Source organism: Chlamydiifrater phoenicopteri, from assembly GCF_902807005.1.
Taxonomy (GTDB): domain Bacteria; phylum Chlamydiota; class Chlamydiia; order Chlamydiales; family Chlamydiaceae; genus Chlamydiifrater; species Chlamydiifrater phoenicopteri.
Window position 1 is genome coordinate 788,636 of record NZ_LR777658.1, and the last position, 19,900, is coordinate 808,535.

At 39.4% G+C, this 19,900-nt stretch carries 14 protein-coding genes; 5 read left to right on the forward strand and 9 right to left on the reverse strand.

All coding sequences use genetic code 11. From position 1 onward, the window contains the following. Positions 1–84 precede the first annotated feature (84 nt). Positions 85–1,086 carry a hypothetical protein gene (locus KJA58_RS03275; protein WP_213358029.1) on the reverse strand — a complete coding sequence of 334 codons (1,002 nt, stop codon included), beginning with the start codon at positions 1,084–1,086 and terminating at the stop codon, positions 85–87. A gap of 185 nt (positions 1,087–1,271) precedes the next feature. On the opposite strand from KJA58_RS03275, the gene KJA58_RS03280 reads away from it, so the two are divergent. Together KJA58_RS03280 and tsp are read left to right on the forward strand one after the other, a co-directional pair. Next, on the forward strand, positions 1,272–1,556 hold the full coding sequence (locus KJA58_RS03280) for a hypothetical protein (RefSeq protein ID WP_246485717.1): 285 nt from the start codon (positions 1,272–1,274) through the stop codon (positions 1,554–1,556). Between the two features lie 133 nt (positions 1,557–1,689). Next, on the forward strand, positions 1,690–3,639 hold the full coding sequence (tsp, locus tag KJA58_RS03285) for a tail-specific protease Tsp (RefSeq protein WP_213358377.1): 1,950 nt from the start codon (positions 1,690–1,692) through the stop codon (positions 3,637–3,639). 330 nt (positions 3,640–3,969) lie between these two features. Here the strand turns inward: tsp and KJA58_RS03290 are convergent, their stop codons facing one another. Further along, positions 3,970–5,616, reverse strand: a complete 1,647-nt coding sequence (locus tag KJA58_RS03290) for an OmcB family cysteine-rich outer membrane protein (RefSeq protein ID WP_213358030.1) — start codon at positions 5,614–5,616, stop codon at positions 3,970–3,972. 170 nt (positions 5,617–5,786) lie between these two features. Continuing rightward, entirely contained in the window at positions 5,787–6,041 is a 255-nt protein-coding gene (locus tag KJA58_RS05200; protein ID WP_213358031.1) for a small cysteine-rich outer membrane protein, read from the reverse strand. Between the two features lie 368 nt (positions 6,042–6,409). Between KJA58_RS05200 and KJA58_RS03300 the strand changes: the two genes are divergently transcribed. Beyond that, the gene (locus KJA58_RS03300) at positions 6,410–6,592 is read left to right on the forward strand and encodes a hypothetical protein (protein WP_213358032.1); all 183 of its coding nucleotides are present in this window, start codon (positions 6,410–6,412) and stop codon (positions 6,590–6,592) included. Between the two features lie 6 nt (positions 6,593–6,598). On the opposite strand, the gene gltX is transcribed toward KJA58_RS03300, so the two are convergent. The 6 genes from gltX to KJA58_RS03330 all read right to left on the reverse strand — a co-directional run bounded on the left by gltX (position 6,599) and on the right by KJA58_RS03330 (position 17,807). Beyond that, positions 6,599–8,140, reverse strand: a complete 1,542-nt coding sequence (gltX, locus tag KJA58_RS03305; RefSeq protein WP_213358033.1) for a glutamate--tRNA ligase — start codon at positions 8,138–8,140, stop codon at positions 6,599–6,601. A gap of 147 nt (positions 8,141–8,287) precedes the next feature. Next, a complete protein-coding gene (locus KJA58_RS03310) occupies positions 8,288–8,815 on the reverse strand; it encodes a helix-turn-helix domain-containing protein (RefSeq protein WP_213358034.1) in 528 nt (175 codons plus the stop codon). Positions 8,816–9,231: 416 nt separating this feature from the next. Beyond that, the gene (locus KJA58_RS03315) at positions 9,232–10,512 is read right to left on the reverse strand and encodes a CPn0927/CPn0928 family alpha/beta hydrolase fold protein (protein WP_213358035.1); all 1,281 of its coding nucleotides are present in this window, start codon (positions 10,510–10,512) and stop codon (positions 9,232–9,234) included. A 7-nt stretch (positions 10,513–10,519) separates the two neighbouring features. After that, positions 10,520–12,250 carry a single-stranded-DNA-specific exonuclease RecJ gene (gene recJ, locus KJA58_RS03320; protein ID WP_213358036.1) on the reverse strand — a complete coding sequence of 577 codons (1,731 nt, stop codon included), beginning with the start codon at positions 12,248–12,250 and terminating at the stop codon, positions 10,520–10,522. Positions 12,251–12,347: 97 nt separating this feature from the next. Next, on the reverse strand, positions 12,348–16,574 hold the full coding sequence (secD, locus tag KJA58_RS03325; protein ID WP_213358037.1) for a protein translocase subunit SecD: 4,227 nt from the start codon (positions 16,572–16,574) through the stop codon (positions 12,348–12,350). A 132-nt stretch (positions 16,575–16,706) separates the two neighbouring features. After that, entirely contained in the window at positions 16,707–17,807 is a 1,101-nt protein-coding gene (locus tag KJA58_RS03330) for a hypothetical protein (RefSeq protein WP_213358038.1), read from the reverse strand. A 359-nt stretch (positions 17,808–18,166) separates the two neighbouring features. Between KJA58_RS03330 and uppS the strand changes: the two genes are divergently transcribed. Together uppS and KJA58_RS03340 are read left to right on the forward strand one after the other, a co-directional pair. Next, positions 18,167–18,964 carry a polyprenyl diphosphate synthase gene (uppS, locus tag KJA58_RS03335; RefSeq protein ID WP_213358039.1) on the forward strand — a complete coding sequence of 266 codons (798 nt, stop codon included), beginning with the start codon at positions 18,167–18,169 and terminating at the stop codon, positions 18,962–18,964. A 4-nt stretch (positions 18,965–18,968) separates the two neighbouring features. Then, entirely contained in the window at positions 18,969–19,880 is a 912-nt protein-coding gene (locus KJA58_RS03340; protein WP_213358040.1) for a phosphatidate cytidylyltransferase, read from the forward strand. The last annotated feature ends 20 nt before the right edge of the window (positions 19,881–19,900 follow it).

Here is a 19,900-nt window from a genome sequence, read left to right on the forward strand (position 1 = left end):
GGAGTTATTTCAGGAACAATCTCTTTCTGCTTCGCAGGAAAGATTGTTATAAAAAAGTAAAAGCTTTTTATAAAAAATCCTAATTTAAGCTAAATCTTCCTCGCTAGAAAGTGATTCTGCACAACTAATACAATATTCTGAGCGTTCTCCACTTAAATACCCAAACAAAAACCCGGATTGAAACAATTCAGCTTCTTCCTTGCTTGAAAAATCTCTTTGATACACCCCACGATCCTTCGAATCCGAAAGAAAAAATATCCTTAAATCGTCATCTCGAACCACTACCAGTTTTTGAAACTTGGATAAAAACTTACATGCCGCCGACAACGAACTCATCCCGGTGAAAACTCTTGCAGATTCTGCAGAAAAAAATATCATATCGACCTGAGGAAGTAAAAACCAAAACCTGGAGCACAACTCCCTCACTGCCAGTTGGTCAGACATATCAAGAATAACGCGATTATCCCGATCTTTGGATACCTTTAAAATCTTTTCTACATAGTCGTCGTAAAAAAGAAGATGTCCGTCTATTAAAGTATGCTCGTTATAACCAAACTTAGAAGCGTCCACCCCCCTTTTGACCAGATCGCTAATTCCTGTTACAGAACAACAAGAAATTTTCCTCCCTCCAGGGGAGCATAACGTAAGCCGTACTTTTGCCGCCTCATTTTCATTTGTCCCGCACTTTTCACAATAATCAACACATAAAATCCCTAGCCGGGACAATTGCTTCTTTAAATTCCCAACAGGCTCTTTCCTTTTAGCAAAAATAGGCCTTGCATACTCCAACTCGTAGTCCATTAAAATCTTACGCACAACCGAGATGTCTATGACTCCCGATTCATTCCCTTTAAGTCCAGATCTTGCGATAAAATCTTCGCTAACATCTAAAACAATATCCACAAAAGAACTATCAAAAACCATAATTCTCAGAGGCAACGGATCAACCCCCGCCTGGACGGCCATATCCCTCCTTAGAATAGATCCATAGCCATCCTCTCGAAAAATTAAAAAAACTATCCCAAAACAAAGCAAAAATATCGGAGTAAAAAACCTCTTGAACCCTTTATCGCGTAGCCCCGACATTCTTGAATCAACCTCCAATCTTCCCTTCGTTTAAAAATATTCTTTAACAACAAAAATAAAAAAACTTCTAAGCAGAATAAAGAGACTTTTATAAAAATGTCTAATCTAAAAATGATTCTTAACAACCCATTGAGTAAATTAACCCAAATAGGTTAGCATGTTCCAAGTTAATTTTAGTTAAGCCTATGAGTTTCAACATCCTCCCTACCAACCACACTTCTTTATCAAAATTAGAAGTGTGGAACTGCGACAAACATGCTGTGCGTCGAATAGGGTTAGTTTCTGTAGCCATCATCTTCCTGTTCATGGCCGCGGTCCTCACCTCTTTAAGCTTCCTACCTCCCACAGCCTTGTTCTTCAGCGGAGCCTACTTCATCCTTGGGGGATTCCTAACATTTATTGCCCTAGGGGTTTTGACTATCAATCTATTTTTGGATAGCTGTTTGTTCTCTTCTCTCGTTCTCAGATGACTTCTTTCGAATTCACCACGCTCTCCCCTGTACTCAAATAGAAAAATTCCTCCTTTTTTAAGAAAACATCTAAAGAGTTTTCGTTTTCGACCGAATATACCGTTACACAGTGTGCAATGGCTTCTGATTTATGATGACTCGATTCGTTCGCTTTTTCTTTACTTTTCTTTGGATTGTCCCAAATTTCTGTCTATCTCTTTCAACTTTCCTCACAGAAGAATCTGTAAAAAAAACAGCTGATCAATTAGCTCAATACCACGTTGATAATAAGGAAATCTCCTCATCCGTCCTGATTAGATCACTATCTTGCTATATGAGAACATTCGACATGAATAAAGTTTATCTAACAGAAAAGGAGTGGAAGTCTAATACGCAGTCTACAGACATAAAAAGGAATCTTGCTCTCAACTATAAAAACCATAATTTCTCAGCTTATTTGAAAATCAATGACACCATTAAAGAGTCTATATTTAGGGCTCGTAGTTGGCGGTATGAGTGGCAAAAAAATCCTGTCGATTTAGTCAACAGGGCAAAAGAAATTTCTTCCTTTGAAAAACATAATGAATTCTCCCCATCTATACAGACTCTAAAAGAAAGACATTTAAACTTCTTCCTCTCATATCTGTCAGCATATTTAGAAGAAAGCAAAGAAGATCGTTATGCGGGGAAAGAAGATCTGTTGGTCCTCTTATGTGAAAAACAATTATCCAATTACGAAAATGACTATCTCGGCATCAATGAATACGGGAACCCCATGCCCCTAGAGGAAGAAAAACATTACATACTAGTTCGAGCATTAAAGGCCATAGCCAACAGTTTAGATGCTCACACAGCTTATTTCAGTAAAGAAGAAGCTTTAGCCATGCGCATACAGTTGGAAAAAGGAATGTGCGGGATAGGAGTTGTTTTAAGAGAAGATATATTTGGAATTACGATAAGAGAAATAATTCCAGGAGGCCCAGCAGAAAATTCAAAAAAACTGTCCCCAGGAGACGTTATCCAAAGTGTAAATGGTCAATCCATCGAAGGGATCTCTTTTAAAGGCGTCCTTGAAATATTAAGAGGTAGCGAAGGATCTTCTGTAACACTGGGAATCATGAAGGAAGACGGAACACTAGAATCTGTTCATCTAACTCGCTCAAAGATAAAACTTTCAGATAAACGTGTGGATATTTCTGAAGAACCCTTCGGCAACGGTGTTATCGGGAAAGTCACTCTGCACTCATTCTATGAAGGCGAAGGGCTTATATCCAGCGAAAACGATTTAAAAAAAGCTATAAGCGAGTTGAAAAAACACAACTTACAAGGGCTGATTCTAGATATCAGAGAGAATAATGGCGGGTTTTTATCTCAGGCTGTGAAGGTTGCCGGATTATTTATGAAAAATGGTGTCGCTGTAGTTTCTAAGTACTCAGATGGCAGTATTAAGCGATACAGGACCTTCTCAAAAACAAAATTTTATGACGGCCCATTAGTTGTCTTGGTATCCAAAGGCTCTGCTTCTGCTTCAGAAATTGTCGCCCAAACTTTAAAAGATTACGGGCTAGCAGTTATCGTCGGCGACCACCAAACTTATGGGAAGGGCACAATCCAACATCAAACCGTCACTGGAAATAGAGATGAAGAATCCTTTTTTAAAGTAACCATAGGAAAATATTATTCTCCTTCAGGCGCTTCTACACAACTAGAGGGCGTCAAATCTGATATTGTAGTCCCTGGTCGTTATGGAGAAGAAAAAATCGGAGAAAAATTTCTAGAAAATCCCTTACCAGCCGATCAATGTATTAACGTATTGGAAGATGATTTATCAGATTTAGACACTGCCACTAAAAAATGGTTTCGCTCCTACTATCTCCCTGACCTACAGGAATGCGAAGAGACTTGGAGAGCTATGATTCCTGTTTTAAAGGCAAACAGCTCGAGTAGATTAGATTCTAATAAAAACTTCCAAGCATTTCTTAAAAGCATCCGAAAAGAAGGAGCCAAAGACTCTTACGGACTTAACGACATTCAAATGGAAGAATCCGTAAATATTCTAAAAGACATGATTCTGATCAGACAAAATCAAAAAGTTATCCATTAATCCCAAAAACAAGCCTCAGAAAAGCTTAGGAGGCTTGATTTTTTTCTAATTGAAAAGTTCTACTAATAAATCCAATCCATCTAATAGAAAAATCCCTGGTTTAGCTATATCTTCATCTTAAAGTTAGTAAACGAATCTTCAAAAAAACAAATCTCTGCCCTTTAATAAGAGTTTATTGTTTCTGGGACAACGGGCTTCCTATGAAATCCCTTAAAGTTCACCAACAAAATTACAAAAGAATGAAGAAAGGGAAACTATCATTCTGTCTTAAAATAAAAAAAGGCGCTCAAAACTGAGCGCCCTCTCTTTCGTTAGTCCAATTACTGATGATTAATAGACATGAGTGTTTTCTATATCAGAGACTGGTGTAGACAACGAGTCTGAAGAAAGAATTGCCTCTCCCCTAGCATCTCCTGCGGAAACACCCTTCAATGTCACACAATATTCCACAGATTCTTTAGAACAAAGAACCGGAATAGCGTCGAAAACCACAGTATTTCCAGATATAGTACCTTTTGTAGGACCATTAACAGAAACCGGCTGCAGCTCCCTAGAAAACTTCATAATTAAAGAAACATTGGTATCATCTGCAGAACCTCTGTTGGTAATGCAAACACGGTATACAGTGGTCTCCCCTATGCAAATGGGATCATTGGTATCAAGCACACACATATGTGTCGCTGCCAAACCTTTCCAAACCGTAGAAATTTCCGCACAAGAAGTACATTTTCCACAATCAGAATCAGATTTCACTCTAATCCCGCTAGTAAACTTACCGATGCCTTGAGCTTTTACAGTTAACTTAAACTGCAAAGTTTCCCCTGGACAAAGTTCTGAAACACTCCACACCGCCTTATTCCCACACACTTCTGCCCCAGGAGCTGAAATGATCGTGGAAGACTGAGCCACAGCATCCTCTACTACAACATTATAAAGAACCAAATTTCCTGGATTAGAAACTGTTATCGTATATTCCACAGGCTTGCAAATATATGCCCATTCAGGACCACTTACATTAACTTGAACACAGGGTTCATTAACAGTTGTGGTGATATTTGCTGTGCATTTCTGACCACCACAAAAAGTTGCGGTAGCAACATTGGTATATTTTCCGCCCTGCTTAGCACATAATTCTACGTTAACAGTTTTGCTTTCCCCCGGTTTCATATCTCCAAGGTTAAATGTAAGAACATTTTTTCCTGAAGAGTGAGTGAGTCCTTCTGGTATAATATCCTCAACGATCACTCCCTTCGCCACAGCAGAACCTGTATTTGTTACCTGTATTTTATACACTATAGGACAACGTACACAGGCAGACTCTGGGCCTTCTTGACGGACGCAAACAACAGGCTGACCACAACGAGTATAGGAACGCAACTCGGGACAAGCACATACTGTTGCCGCAGTAACACAACAACCTTCTTTTAAAGGCTTTACCCAAACAACTATTTTTCGCTTTTCTCCTTGAGAGAGCTTATCTATATTCCAAACTAACTTCTTATCGGAACTGAGTTTTGTTGCAGGTTCCGAACTTATAAACTCTGAATCACAAGGCAGTTGCTGCGTGATAACCACATCCACACAATCTCTCTTACCTACAGCAACAATTTCGATAGGATATGGAGAACCTACTGTAGCAAACTCTGGCACAGACTGACATATCTCTACATTGCTATTATCGTTAATCTTTACGGAACACATTTTTCCGTAACAATTCTCACCTTTAGCCCCATTACGCTTCCCATTTTGGCTAGAAGCGCAAGCACTATCTTGAGATAAGATCTGTTTCTTGCCTTTACGTTCGAAGCGAGATTTTTTCGAAGAAACAAGCAAAACTTTCTCTTGAGCGCTCTCCGCTCTAACTTGAGTTACTAAATTTTTAACACTGGGTAAAGGTTCGGATCCACTAGCAAAGCAACTACCATACAGACTTGTTATTGCTAGAACTGTTGTCACCCGTTTTATGAGTTTGGACATGGGGGTCTCCTAAAGCAGTTTTAGATTTTATTCATCAGCCATTGGGTAGAAATAATTGGAATCTTTCAACCCTAAATAATGTATTCAATAACTTTTTTAACTTTTTTTATAAAGTCTCAAGACAAAAGAAAGGCGAACCTAACAATGTTCGCCTTAACTCACACTACTTGTTATTGAGCGTGACATTTGTTGCTGTTGTTGCAACCTTTAGGAGAAGGCTTCTCTTTGCTTTCACATCCCTTAGAGCAAGAAGGCTTACTGCAAGATGGCAAAAGATTGCATGGTCCGCCATTTCGCTCTTTCTTCTCTTCGCAAGGATTGCAAGACATGCAAGGATCTTCAAAACAACAATCGATAATTCTGCAGCAGCTGCTCAGGCCAAAAACACTAGCTACGAGCGCTGAAAATAAAATAACTTTTTTCATAATACTTACGACTCCTTAAAGGTCTAATTAAATACAAAACTATTGTTTTGTTAAAAACCAACGATACTTTTATTAAAAGCTCGCCCCACATCATTATTACAAACAAAAAACATTAAATTATCAAATAAAATTTTTAACCAACAATTAAAGGGGCGCAACTAACTAACAGTCAGCTTTGTATGGAAATAAGAAAAAAGAAAGAAAATCTGAGAAATCACTAAAATTGATAATAAAGATCTTTTTTAATTACACTGATATTTATGAAACGCTTTTTTATTAAAAAAGAAAAAACTCGGTTTATAATACAGTTAATTGTTTTATCAATAACGATTAGCAGTTGCTCTCCCTACCCTCCGCGAAGAGCTTATGTGCTAGCAGACACTAACTCCAGTAAGCCTTTAAAAGGTAAGGCTAAAGTGCTTAATAAAAGACTCGCAGAAGCCGTCTTCATTAAATCCAATAAAAAAACAACGACAGAGAAAACAGCAAACCGCTCTCCTACAAAAAGCTCGCAAGGCAAGCAGAAAGAACAACAAAACTTTCCTGACTAAATAAAACTAGTTGTGCAAACACCCTGTTTGTAACGCTTTTTCTAAAGCCTGCATCTTTTTGTTCGTTAACCCACCAAGTAGTGCTATAGCTCGTAATAATCGAACTCGTATTCTCGATTTTCCAATAAGCTCTGAAAGATCGAACAAGGGCAAGCCTTGTTTCTTTCCCGTTATAGCTATAAAAAGTAAGGGCATCACAACTTTTTTATGGTGTACTTCAAAGAGGGTCGCTACGCATTTCGAGCCTTCATAAAAATCATTTTTTTTCCATAAGTCTTCTTTTTCTAAAACCTTAAGATAACAAAACAGAATCGAGGCGACGATCTCTTCTGAAACCCCTACTGATAACAAGTCTTCTTTGGAATATTCTGGGACAACTTCAAAAGCAGACTTAGCTAAGTCTACAAAATCACTGAATGTGGACATACGTGACTTACAAAGCGTCATTAGACGCAAAAAAACTTTTTTGTTAAAAGCCCACTCTTCCATCCGAGAAACGATCTCTTCTTCTGAAAATTCGTGATTGATATAGTGCTTATTCAACCAATTTAGCTTATTGATATCAAATACAGCCCCAGAAGTACCTATCCTCTTAGGATCAAAACTTTCCACCATTTTAGACAAAGGATAAATTTCTAGATCATCCTCCATACTATATCCCATGAGCGACAGAAAATTTATGAACGCCTCCTTTAAATACCCAGCATCTCGGTAATAGAAAATAGATGTCGGATTTTTTCTTTTGGAAAGTTTGCTTCCATCGGGATTGAGTAACAACGGCATGTGTCGAAAAGCTGGAGGCTCCCAACCAAAAGCTTCGTAAAGAAGCAGATGTTTGGGCGTAGAGCTTAACCATTCCTCTCCGCGAAAGACGTGAGTGATACCCATTAGATGATCATCAACAACATTAGCCAAATGGTATGTCGGGAATCCATCAGATTTTAATAGCACTTGGTCATCAACATCTGCCCAAGGGAAAACTACTCGCCCTCTTCCTAAATCATTTATGACACACTCTCCCGTTAATGGCACCTTAAGACGAATGGTATAAGGCTGCCCTGCAGCTTCTCTCTTTTGAACCTCTTCGGCGCTCAAAGATCGGTACCTACGATCATAACCTCCTTTATAGCCAAGCTTACTAGCAACAGCCCGCATTTCATCCAATTCTTCGGGAGTAGCAAAACACTTATAGGCATACCCCCTCTGCAACAAAATTTCTGCGTGCTCTCTGTATATTTCTGTTCTTTCCGACTGACGATAAGGACCGTAAGGGCCTCCTACATCGGGTCCCTCATCCCAGGTAATCCCACACCAATTTAAAGCTTCAAAAATATTCTTTTCGTAATCTTCTCGGCTACGCGACCTATCAGTATCCTCAATTCTGAGAATCATTTTGCCACCAAATTTTTTAGCAAAAATCATATTGAAAAGAGCCATGTAGGCTGTTCCTACATGTGGATCTCCTGTGGGAGATGGCGCTATGCGAACACGAACATTCTGAAACACGTTTTTCTCTCTGAGGCTTTTAAAAAGAACAAAAAGGCGCATTAATACCCATAAACAAGTATTAATTCAAGGGTTTTATCACTTAATAAAACACTCCGTCACAAAATTGAATCTTTTTGAAAAAAAAAAGAGGGCCCTCAGGCCCTCTTTGAAATAAATCTAAGGAGAGATTCTAGAAAAAATGATTAGTTAATTAGAAGACTCCTCTACTACCGAAGCACTGACATTTTCAGTTCTCTTTGGCGCAATAGACTTCTTGTTAAGGTATTCCTCTTTGTAGCGAGCTATCTCAGATTCATGGATAACCCAAGCAGCGCCCTTCCTAGATCCCGTAATAGCTCCAGTCCTCGTTGCATAATAAATCTTTTGAACGGGAACTCCCAGCATCTCAGCTACCTGATTGACGGAGAAATACCCCTTCTCGTTATCGAAAACTAGCTCTCCGTTGTACACAGACTTCTTTCTGGAGTATCGATTTCTTTTGTAATCCTCTAGATCTTTAAGATCTATTTCCCATCTTGTGGTTTTGACAGCTCTCAACTTCTTTTGTTTGATGGCTACATAAATAGCCTGTCTGGTTACACTATTCAACTTGGCCGCTTGCGTGATGGAAACTAGCCCGGAAGCGGGTGCTTCACCAGTATGATCTAAGCTTCCTGCCTCGTCCAAATGAACCGCCCCTATAATTCCAAATTGATTATCTTGTTCGCATGCCATATACCAGAAACCTCCCCCCATCAGCATGTAATTTACTTTGACAACTAACTAAAAGTTAATTAAATCCTAGTTTTAAGAAAAAACAGAGGCATTCATTTTTCCAAGAAAAGTATTATTAATCAAGTTTTTACAGCTAACTATCTTTAAGAGATTTAAGGGCTTACAACTATAAAACAGCAAAAAAAACACCTCACAACCCCAACTCGAGGCATTTTACCCTTTCTTTTGCCGGTCGATTATTTTTTTTAAAACAAACAAAATTTCTTAACAAAAGAACTAGAAACCGCCCCTGATTGACGCAAAAATGTACCGCCCTTACATAAAACCAAACAGGAGGCAGGGTTCTTCCTACAGCCAAATTTAATGATTAACCAAGAAATCTCCCAGAAAGCCCCCACTAGCAAAGCCTCTCGCGATTAGGAAGCCTCTCCTAACTGCGAAGCCTCTCCTAACTGCGAAGCCTCTCCTAACTGCGAAGCCTCTCCTAACTGCGAAGCCTCTCCTAACTGCGAAGCCTCTCCTAACTGCGAAGCCTCTCCTGAAGAGCCTAGAAAGGCTTGTATAGTCTCATAAATTTCGTCTACACAAATATACGACAAAGGCCAAGTATGCGAAATATACGGTTCTTTTATTACCCGAATATTTTCTGCTTTTTCATATCCCTCTGCCAAACACTTTGCTCCTAAAGAAACCTTGGCTTCAAACAAATCATCAGAGATAGCCTCCCCCCGTCCATTCACAGGACAAATAATAATCTCTGGGATTTTGGATTTCTTAACCAAGTCAGCTAAATTGACCTCCCAGTTAAAGAAGGTCATAATTCTTCTAGCAAGAGGGATTACTCTACATATGCTATCAGCGGCCTCCCCGAGAGATGAGGGCCCCCTGTCTTTGATGGCTATATATTTTGTCCCCTCCTTGAGGGCATGCTCTGACAAGGATTTACCTTGCACTGCCGTTCCTAAAGAAAAGCCATAGCAAAATATATGTGACGGATCAAAGGTTTCTAAAAATTTCAAACAAGACGAGTGCGCTCCCGCTAACTGTTCCATGGTAGGCTTCCCTGTACTTTGCCCTACCCCTGGATAGTTAAACATCATTACGTTCGCGTTTAACTTCTTAGCTAAATAGAGAATTTCCTCCCGGCATCCACCTTCAATAGCTTCACAATTTCCTAAAGAAACTAACAACCATCGCTTATGGGCTTCTCTACAGCCTTCAAAACCCTCTTCAGAAAAAGACATTATAACGGAGTCTACTACGTACCCTGGAGCAGAAACAACAGCAACCCTCCGACACTGTTTGATCCCACTTTCCCATAAGATCTGAACATTTTTCACAAGGATTTGTGATCTTTTCGGTCCTAGTGACCCCATAACTTGATTAAAGAAAAATTTGCTAGAAATCGGCACAACGGCATACTGACAACACTTCCCTAACAACCACAGAATACCCAAAGGAAAGAGCAGTACATATAACAGAACTTTCAAGATTATCTTCGCTACGCGAGCAATGTATCCCAGAACCCCACACAGCCCTTCGCAACAGCCTTCTTCCCACCTCAACCTTGTTTGACAAAGTGGCTCGTAAAGGATCTTAGCGTACGTTGAGGTCAAGCCCAAAAGCCCTTGGATTGTTCTTCGATCCTGAGCATTTTCCTGAGTGAAGGCCCCTTGATTAACAGAACCAATGGACATTGTGAACCTAAAAAGTAAAATCTCTGACCAGTAATTGTACTACCTCACCCAAAAAAGGAGAACTGATAATTCTTGGCGTATAAGCTACTTTCAACTCTTTATTTGATGCACTTTGTAGCTCTTTTAATCGACTCTCCATAGAGAACAGCACACCTTCAAAATGCCGGCCTTTATTTTCCAAAAAAACTTTTATATGTGAGCCTGCTACTAATTTTGGCAAACGATACTGTCTAGCTGTCGTGAAAAACACTGGGGAGGGATTTCCCCTTCCAAAAGGTTCTAACAATTCCACGGAAGATAAAAGCTCATAGGTTAAAGAAGAAAAATCCACTTCTGCATCCAGGAATAAACTTTCTTTTCGATGTTTTTTCTGAGAAGAAGATTGCACCAAATGTATGAATTTTTTTTTGAAAGAAGCAAAATCCTTCCTTCGAATTGATAACCCCACAGCCAAGTTATGTCCACCAAAAGAAAGAAAGCTTTCAGAACACTTCTTAAGAACTTTTAACAAAGGAAAATTTGAATGGGTTCTCGCTGACCCTTTACCAATCTCTCCAGAAAAGGATACTATCACTACAGGCCTGTTATATAGCTTAGAAAATTTTGCAGAAATAATAGGAACGATTCTGGGGTGCCATGTATCCGAAGCTAAAACTAATGCAGCTTTTCTCCCCTCTTCGGGGTTATCCTTAAGAACTCTCTCTACATCCTGAGAAATTTTTCTTTCTAACTCCCTTCTATCTCTGTCGATCTCACAAATCTGCTTAACTAGTTGAACCGCTTTTATGCTGTCTATAGACAACAATAATTCCGCCCCTTTTTCAGGGTTGGATAACCGCCCCAAGCTATTAAGTTTTGGAGCTACTTTTAGCGCTAGATCAGCCGCCGTCACGCTATCAATGTTTATCTTCAAAACCTCCAAAAGCCGCCTTAGTCCTAATCTACGCCCCTTACGAATCAAGGTTATACCATGGCTGACGAAAATCCGATTTTCACCAACCAATTCTCCCACGTCGGCAATAGTCCCCAAAGCCACTAGATCCAAAAATTTGTAAACATCAATATGATTTTTTGGCAGATCACCAGAAGCTACTAGAGACTGTAACGTTGCTACAGCCAGTTGAAAAGCTACTCCTACACCTGTTAATTCTTGATTAGGATAATCCTGCGATATTTTAGGATTAACAATCAGAACTTCTTTAGGAACCTTTCCTATGATTTCGTGATGATCTGTAACGACAACATCAACGTCTAAATTTTTTACTGCTGAAATTTCTTTTGCTGCCGTAGTTCCCCAATCTACAGTCACTATTAGATTTGCTTTTTTTTCTTGAACTTTAGCAACTAAAGCTAAAGAAGCTTGGAGAGGATTCAAAGACAAGCCACTAAAAGCGTACTCCACATCCATATGAAGAAGCTGAAAAAATTCCACAAGCAGAGCTACTGATGTCATTCCATCAACATCATTATCCCCGTATACGAGTATTTTTTCCTGGTTACGCCTTGCCCTCAAGATTCTTCCAACAGCCTCTGCGATATTAGGGAGGCCAAAAGGGCTTGAACACTCTGATAGATTAGGATACAAGAATCTGCGCACAGACGAAACATCCTTCATTCCACGCGCGATAAAAACCTTGGATAAAACTGGATGAAGGTTAAAAGCTTTAGTCAAAGTCCGAGAACAAGAGACATCTTCTTTTGGAGGAACCCAACATATCTCCCAGTCCTTAGCCTTCATAACAAGTTCTACACTCCATTGAACGGTAAACAGAAGATATTCTAAATCTACTTCCTACCCATATGCAGTCTCTCCAAATAAAATACAACTCTCTTCATTAGAAAGAGCTTACTCTATCTCGCTCTTGCATCATAAACAAAAGAAGCGGAGGAGCTATATATAAAGACGACAACGTGCCTAATATAATTCCTACAGTCATTATGAACGCAAAATTAAAGATCGCTCCTCCTCCTATAAATAAAAGAACTAATAACACCGAGAGCGTTGTAGAAGTAGTCATAACTGTTCTGCTAAAGGTCCCTCGCAAAGCATTTTCCACTATATCTTTCAATGAATCAGCTGAACGCGTCTTACAATCTTCTCTAATTCGATCAAAAACTATTAAAGTATTGTTTAACGAATAGCCCAGAACCGTCATCAAAGCGCCAACAGCTTGTAAATCCAACTGTACTTTTTTCAAAAAGAAGTGAGCTATAGCCAACACTGAGCATGTAGCAAAGAGATCATGGACCAAAGCGAACACTGCACTAACAGCGTATTTCCACTCAAAACGTATTGTTATATAGAGGAGGATAACTACCAAAGCCAACAGAAGCCCTACAACAGCTTGCTCACACATGTGAGCCGAAAACTGACCACTAACTTGAGTCCATTCCTTCTTTATAACATTAAGTCCTTTCTCCGCGATTTCTGCTTTTTCCAGAAGTGCTCCAGCAGCATCCATGGGACTCTGGTTTTGAACTTTTTTAATTTTCTCTAAAGAACGAGAACTCAAGTACACCCTAACTTTTTTCGACTCACCAAAAGTTTTAATGCGAAAATCAGCCGGAGAAACCCCTACATCAACCAGTCGTCTACCCACTTCTTGTCCGAAAGACTTCGTCTGAGCAACCTTAATATTTGATTCAGAAGGATCTAAGGTAAAGCTATACCCCCCTTTGAAGTCAATTCCTGGAAGAGACTGCGTGACTCCGAAGAATAATGTTGCACCACCCCCAAATAGTATAAGAACAGACGTTAGCCAAGCTTTACGACTGCTAAGCAAGAAGTTATGCTTAATCTGAGAAAATCTCGACATCATATTTAATTCTTTACTTCCAGTCTTTTCTATCCAGATGGAGAAGAAAAATTTGGTCATAAACAAAGAAGTAAACATGGAGGACAAGATCCCAAGGATCAAAGTCAAAGCAAAACCTCTGATAGGGCCAGTGTCCATAAAGATGAGAAGAACCGCAGCAAGAACCGTTGTCAAGTTGGAATCAAAAATAGCTCCAAAAGCTTTTTTATATCCCATTTCCAAGGAGCCTAATAAGTTACTACTTTTAGCATATTCTTCCTTTACTCTCTCAAAAACTAGTACGTTAGCATCAACGGCCATTCCCATAGCTAAAACAATTCCAGCAAGTCCGGAGAGAGTTATCGAAGCATCCATATATTGAAGAGCAGCCCATATTAAAATAAGGTTTAGCAAAACTGCTGCGGAAGCAATAATCCCCCCAAATCGATAATAGACGCACATCAAAGCCATTAAGACTGCCACACCTACAACAGCCGAAATAAGCCCCTGAACCCTCTGCGATTTACCTAGCTCAGGAGCGACTGTTTCTTCTGATAAAATTTCAGGGAAACAAGATAGTGTTCCAGCTTTTAAATCGTTAGCCAGACGATTAATTTCTCCATAAGAAAAGTTTCCTGTTACTCTGGCAGAATCCTTTAAAGGAGCATTTAAAGCTGGGAAACTTATACCTTCTCCATTGATGACCACAGCCATACGCCATCCACGCCCATGACTATCTGCGGCCTTCTGTGTCCCTTGAATAGCCTCTCTACAAAAAGTTGACGTCCATTTATGAAATAGATCGGAAGGATTACAAACTGATCCATTCGCTCTAGACAAACTTTTCTTAACAAAGAAATTCAGAGAATATCCATCACTAGAGGAAAAGTCGGTAGAGATATTAGAAAGCGCAGAACCTTCCAAGGCAGGTGTTTTGAAAACTATGATTAGAGGATTGACGCCTTCATCTACATCCTTTGCCACAACGATCGCAGAAAGCTGTTCATCTACATTTCCAGACTCCTGCCCAAGCCCATTGGAAAAATTTAATCCCGAAGCCTTCAATTCCTCTATAACTGGCTCCAAAGCCTTAGGGACCGCTATCTCTCCAGAGAAGATTTTTTCTGCAAGCTCCGTTATCTCCTTAGAAGATCGTTTTCCTTCGGAGAGAGAGCGATATCTTAAGTAATCTAAAAAGGTGTTGGCTTTAACTCCACAACTCCCAGAGGATGCAAACTTTTCGTTCACAACATGAAAAGTCATAGAAGAGAATCCCAAAAGTTCTTTCGCAGAAAGCGTTGAGCAGCCAGGAACACTTACATGAATGTTACTTCCCTCTCTTCGCATTTCAATTTCCGACACACCCAATTTGTTCAACCGAGCATATAACTCATCATAAATGCGAGTAATTTCGTCCTTATCGGAAATTATATTTCCTTGGCGATCTTTGAACGCCAGCGTAACGTGTTTACCGCCAGCAAGATCCACCCCCCAACGCAAAGCTTTTTCCCCCCGCCAATACTTTCTAACATTTAACTTACAGTTTTCATAAAAAACGTTACGGTGGGGAGCTGTCGTACAGAAGATTTCTTGCAGATCACCAGAGTTTTTGGCTCTCTGATAACGTTCTTTCCACAAAAGTAATTCTTTCTGTCTGGACGTTTCTCTTCTATTTTTACCTGCAAGATAATCCTGGACATTGGTCAAATCCAAACATCCTTTTTCCTCGTGAGTAGAGAAAGATTCTTCGGAAGAGTCAAAAATAAGAGCAAAAGGCTCTCTAATCTCAAAAATCCGATCTTCCCCAATACTTTTGACAAAGACGCCCTGATGATAAAAACATTTTAACAAAGACCTGATATCATTATCAAAATTCTGTTTTTCTTGCTCGTTCTCTACCTGTCGGTACTTTTCAATAAAGGCATTAATGCCCTTCAAGACAACGTATACCCTTCCCTTACGAAAGTGCTTACAACTTTCCTTAGGGAAGAACACGTAACAACCGAATTGGTCTCTTTCAGAAGGCTCTTTATCACTGACGGGGAAAACTGAACGAGAAAAATCGGAGGACTTTGGCCTCCAATTTACGGAAATCAACCCAAGTACTTGTTGCTTGCTCATCTCCAAAACAGAAGAACCGTCAAAAATGATATGCCCTTTCACTTTTGGGCTAGAAAATAATGAAACAATGAACCCTTTGTCTCCTTCAGAAACAGATAACCCTGTGATGTCGGCCACACGTTCCTTTTCTTTTTGCAAAAGGCGGTTAATGAAAGTTTTTTTGTTTAGATCATCATTATTGCTGGATTGACTGTTGAGTATTTCCAATACTTCTTTATCAACATTCAATAAAATTTTACCTTCAGAGTATAGAACTTCGACAGAACTGAATAGAGGGTGTTTATGTCGACAATCATAGTAGCGAGAAGTTATGTTTGTTGGTTTTTTGTGGAAGAAAATTTGATCCCTACGAATCCTTTGCAGAACCTCGGAACAGACGTCCCGATCTTCCTTGGAAGCCGTCGCATCTTTGACGATTTTATCTAGTTGACGAACAAAACTCTCCAACTCTTTATTTTCTTTCAGAGTAAAAGTTATCAGCCTAGGGGCTAACGCTTCAGGCAAATAATTTAGCTGTTCCAATAAAGTTCTCGCTAGAACCAAAGAGTACTCTTTTGCCGAAGAAGATGCTAAAGGAGATAAGTAACCGCAACAAGAGGCAAATTCATTCTCCTGAAACACTTTAGCCGCAATATCATTTGCTGTATTTAAAAATCCTCGACGATATTCTGATGAATCGGGATTACGGGTTACAAAACGAAAATCTTGAGAAGAGACTTGCCCTACAACAGAGGAAGCGACTTGAACTAAAAAGCTCCCAGACTCCTCCTGAATTCCCACCACGTGAAGCCGTTGAGACACGAAAGGGACAGATTTTTCAGACAAAGAAATCTTATCTACAAATAAATCTGCATCCTTCTTTGATTCGAAGGTTACATTCACCACTCCGGGAATTTGATCATCTCTCCGTATTTCTTTCGGATGAACCTGGATATCTTTAGTTATGCCTCGAATACGGACGAAGGAATCCTTATAAGTTTTGTCTACCTTGCGGACAATTTCTCTGACTAACCGTCTAGATTCTTTCGAGCCAAACTCTTGGCCAACTGGGCGCGCGTGATAAAAACAAGTCGGCAAAACGTTGTAGAGAGCAAAACTAAAAACAAAAATGATGAAATACCAATGATTTCTTTTATATCCTGTCATTTGAGCACTCTTTTCAAAAATCTAGACTCTCCAAGGACGGGAAAATACCAAGTAATAAGAAAATCTGTCAAATCTAAGAACATCTTGATTCGTCAGATCAAAAAAAATATACACTCTTAAAAAAATTAGTAGTTAGGAAGAGCTTAACTCTACTTCACTGGTGAGCGGGGTTTCCAGAGGTAACACTACAACGACTTCTTTCAACCCATGCCGAACATTTCTTCCCTCAGAAGCACAAAATTCGTTATTTAAAGCTTCTACAGCATGAAGCACGGATAGCATTATCAACCATTGTTTCGAAGAAAATTCTCCCTCCTTGCATAGCTCTGGGATAGTGACTTTTAAAATTAATTCTTTTGTTTCCCAGGAAAACCTTTTTCCCTGGGAAACACCTTCTTTCAACATATCTAAAAACATTTTCGACAGGGAAGGAAAGATAACTTGTAGTTCTTCGTTAGAAGAAGTCTCTCCTATTAAAAATTTTCCAACAACAATTCCTGAGGATGTGAAAGAAGCTAAATCTTCTCCAACTTCGCCCAAACCTGTCTGTCCAGAAAACTCAGAAACCACTCTGACAGTATTTACCTGATCTAAAGAATCGACTTGCGATAAAAACCATTCGGGAGCTTTTCTTTCTTTTCTAAAAATAGCTTTTCTTATTTCTTCCGCTGTGGATATCAAAGACGCCCCACAAATCTCTATCGTAGGGGCTCCTAAAAACTGTTCTTCCAATTCTGCTCTCTTGCCCATAAAAAAAGTCACGCTCGAAGGCTTCTTAACAGGCTTCCACTTACCCAAGTTTTTAGTTTTGATCTCTGCTACAAATCTATTCCGAAGTTCTTTGCAAAAAGATTCTCTATTAAAAGGTCCAAAAAAGTGCGTTTTGCTTCTAAGGAATGAAAACAAAGAACCAGGAAGTCGGATAATATCGAAAGCTTCTTGCTGAAAAAATGAAGATAAACGAAGTATGATGCAAGCCGTCACCAAAGTGATAGAGCCGGCAAGAGATAGGACAAGATACGCAGGGTTAACCAGGACCATGGAACAGACCACTCCAGACAAAAAGCCCGAAAAACCTAACACACACATAGCAAAAAAAATCTTTGTTCTTAGGCTTCCCCAACTAGTTTTTTTATTTGAAGGCATGGGGGTCTCTCGAATATCGGGAGAGAGTGTCGTAGGTTGAGTAAAACCCACGCCTTTCTGTCTTGAAAAGAACGAATGAACACTCATACAAATCTCCGGATATATTAATAACGAGAAAGCAAAATAACTATAAGCTGAATAAATAAACTCCAAATAGATACATTAAAACACTCTTTAAAAGAAATTAAAAAAGCCGCCCTGAAGAGCCTTTGAAGACGAAACGTAGTTCTTAGCCTTTCTAATAGACTCGAAAAAATTAAGCCAAATTAGTCTTATTCAAAAACAAATCTAGACCTCCAATACAATCGAAAGTTGGTATCTCTTGTAAAGATATCATAGCATCCTATACGATTTCCCCCCGAATAACTCTCTCAAGTTTAAGCAACTGGGTTAGAAGACTGAAAGCAACCTCTTGAAACCTCTAAATCTTTTGTAGTAAGCAAGTCATGTCCAACGCTGCCCCCCCCACCCCACAAGCAGAAAACGTTAAAAATTCTCGAACTATAGATTCCATTATCTCTCGCTTGCGCAAGAAAAGCATCCCCAGACATGTTGCTATTATTATGGATGGCAATAGACGCTGGAGTTGGCTGAATAGTCCAGATTTAGCAAAAGAAGGTATCTTTAAGGGCCATCAGAAAGGAGCTGAAGTACTCATGGACCTAATCCCTACTACTAAGGCCTTGGGGATAGAAACCTTAACACTTTTTGCGTTCTCTACAGAAAATCGCAACAGAGCACCCAAAGAAGTTGCTCAAATTTTTTCTCTGATTTGTCACTGTATCGATGAAAAAAAATCGTGGTTAAAGGAACAAGGAATTAAATTTGAGTGTATAGGCAATTTAGAAGGCCTTCCAGAAGAAGTAAGAGAAAAAGTCTTAGATATTTCAGAAGAAACTAAAGATCAAAACCAGCTTCGATTAGCTCTAGCTCTTAACTATGGCGCTAAAGACGAGATAGTCCGAGCGTTTAAAAAAATACACCAAGATTTACTAACAAATAAAATCGCTTTAAACAACCTTACTGAAGATCTTGTGAGCTCCTATTTAGATACGGCAAAGTTTGGCAATCCAGATTTATTGATCCGAACTGGAGGGGAAATGCGTGTCAGTAATTTCCTTTTATGGCAAATAGCCTATACAGAGCTTTACATGACTAAGGTCCTCTGGCCTAACTTTGGGTCTTTGGATTTCATCAAAGCTATATGGGCATTCCAAAAGCGTTGTAGAAGAGGAGGTTTATGAACCTATGAGTAAAGAGAAAAGTTTTGGACACGGGGATCTTTTCCAGAGAGTTGTCGTTCATTCTCTGGTGCTAGCTTTTTTGGTTCTCTTGCTTTACACCTCTCTTTCTTATGTAGGGTCTTGGACCGTAGGACTTGTTCTCTCCCTGTTGGGAGCTCTTGGGACTTATGAGTACTGTCTAATGTTGAAAAAGAAAGTGAAATTTAAACCTACTTACCACCCCATCCTAGGAACCTTTGGCGTTTTGTTTTTGTCTTTCTTAGTGATTCGCTGGCAAGATATTCTTCCCGCCTATTGTCAAAAATTACCAAGTATTTACGTCTTCTTGTGGACTGTGTGGGTTCTATTTTCTTTCTGTTCTTCTAAAAAGTCTCCATTAATAACCGCAGGGACAAGTATTTTCTCCGTCCTTTATCTTTCCGTCCCCTTGTACCTCTTTTTAAAAGTTCTTTACGGCTTTCTTTCTTCTTCTCAACCCTATCTAGGAGTTTGGTGGACGAGTTTTCTAATAGCAACTACCAAAGGAGCAGACATTTTTGGATATTTCTTTGGTAAAGCCTTTGGCAAAAGACAAATTTCTCCTAATCTAAGCCCCAATAAAACCGTTGCAGGGTTTATAGCTGGGTGTTTAGGTTCTATGTTCATTGCAGCTTTGTTTTGCTTCCAAATCCCTCCTAAATTTATTCCCTTTATTGCGCATCCCAGTTTCCTTCTTCCTCTTGGATTAATTCTAGGAATCTGTGGATTCTTCGGGGATATCTTAGAATCTGGCTTCAAGCGAGACGCTGACATTAAGGATAGTAATAAAATTCCTTCTGTTGGCGGTATCTTAGATAATTTAGACTCTTTACTTCTCTCCACGCCTGTCTTATACTTCTGCCTTTCTCTTACACAAAGTGGAGTATTTGGAGTATAAAAGGCCAGGTATGTCCATAA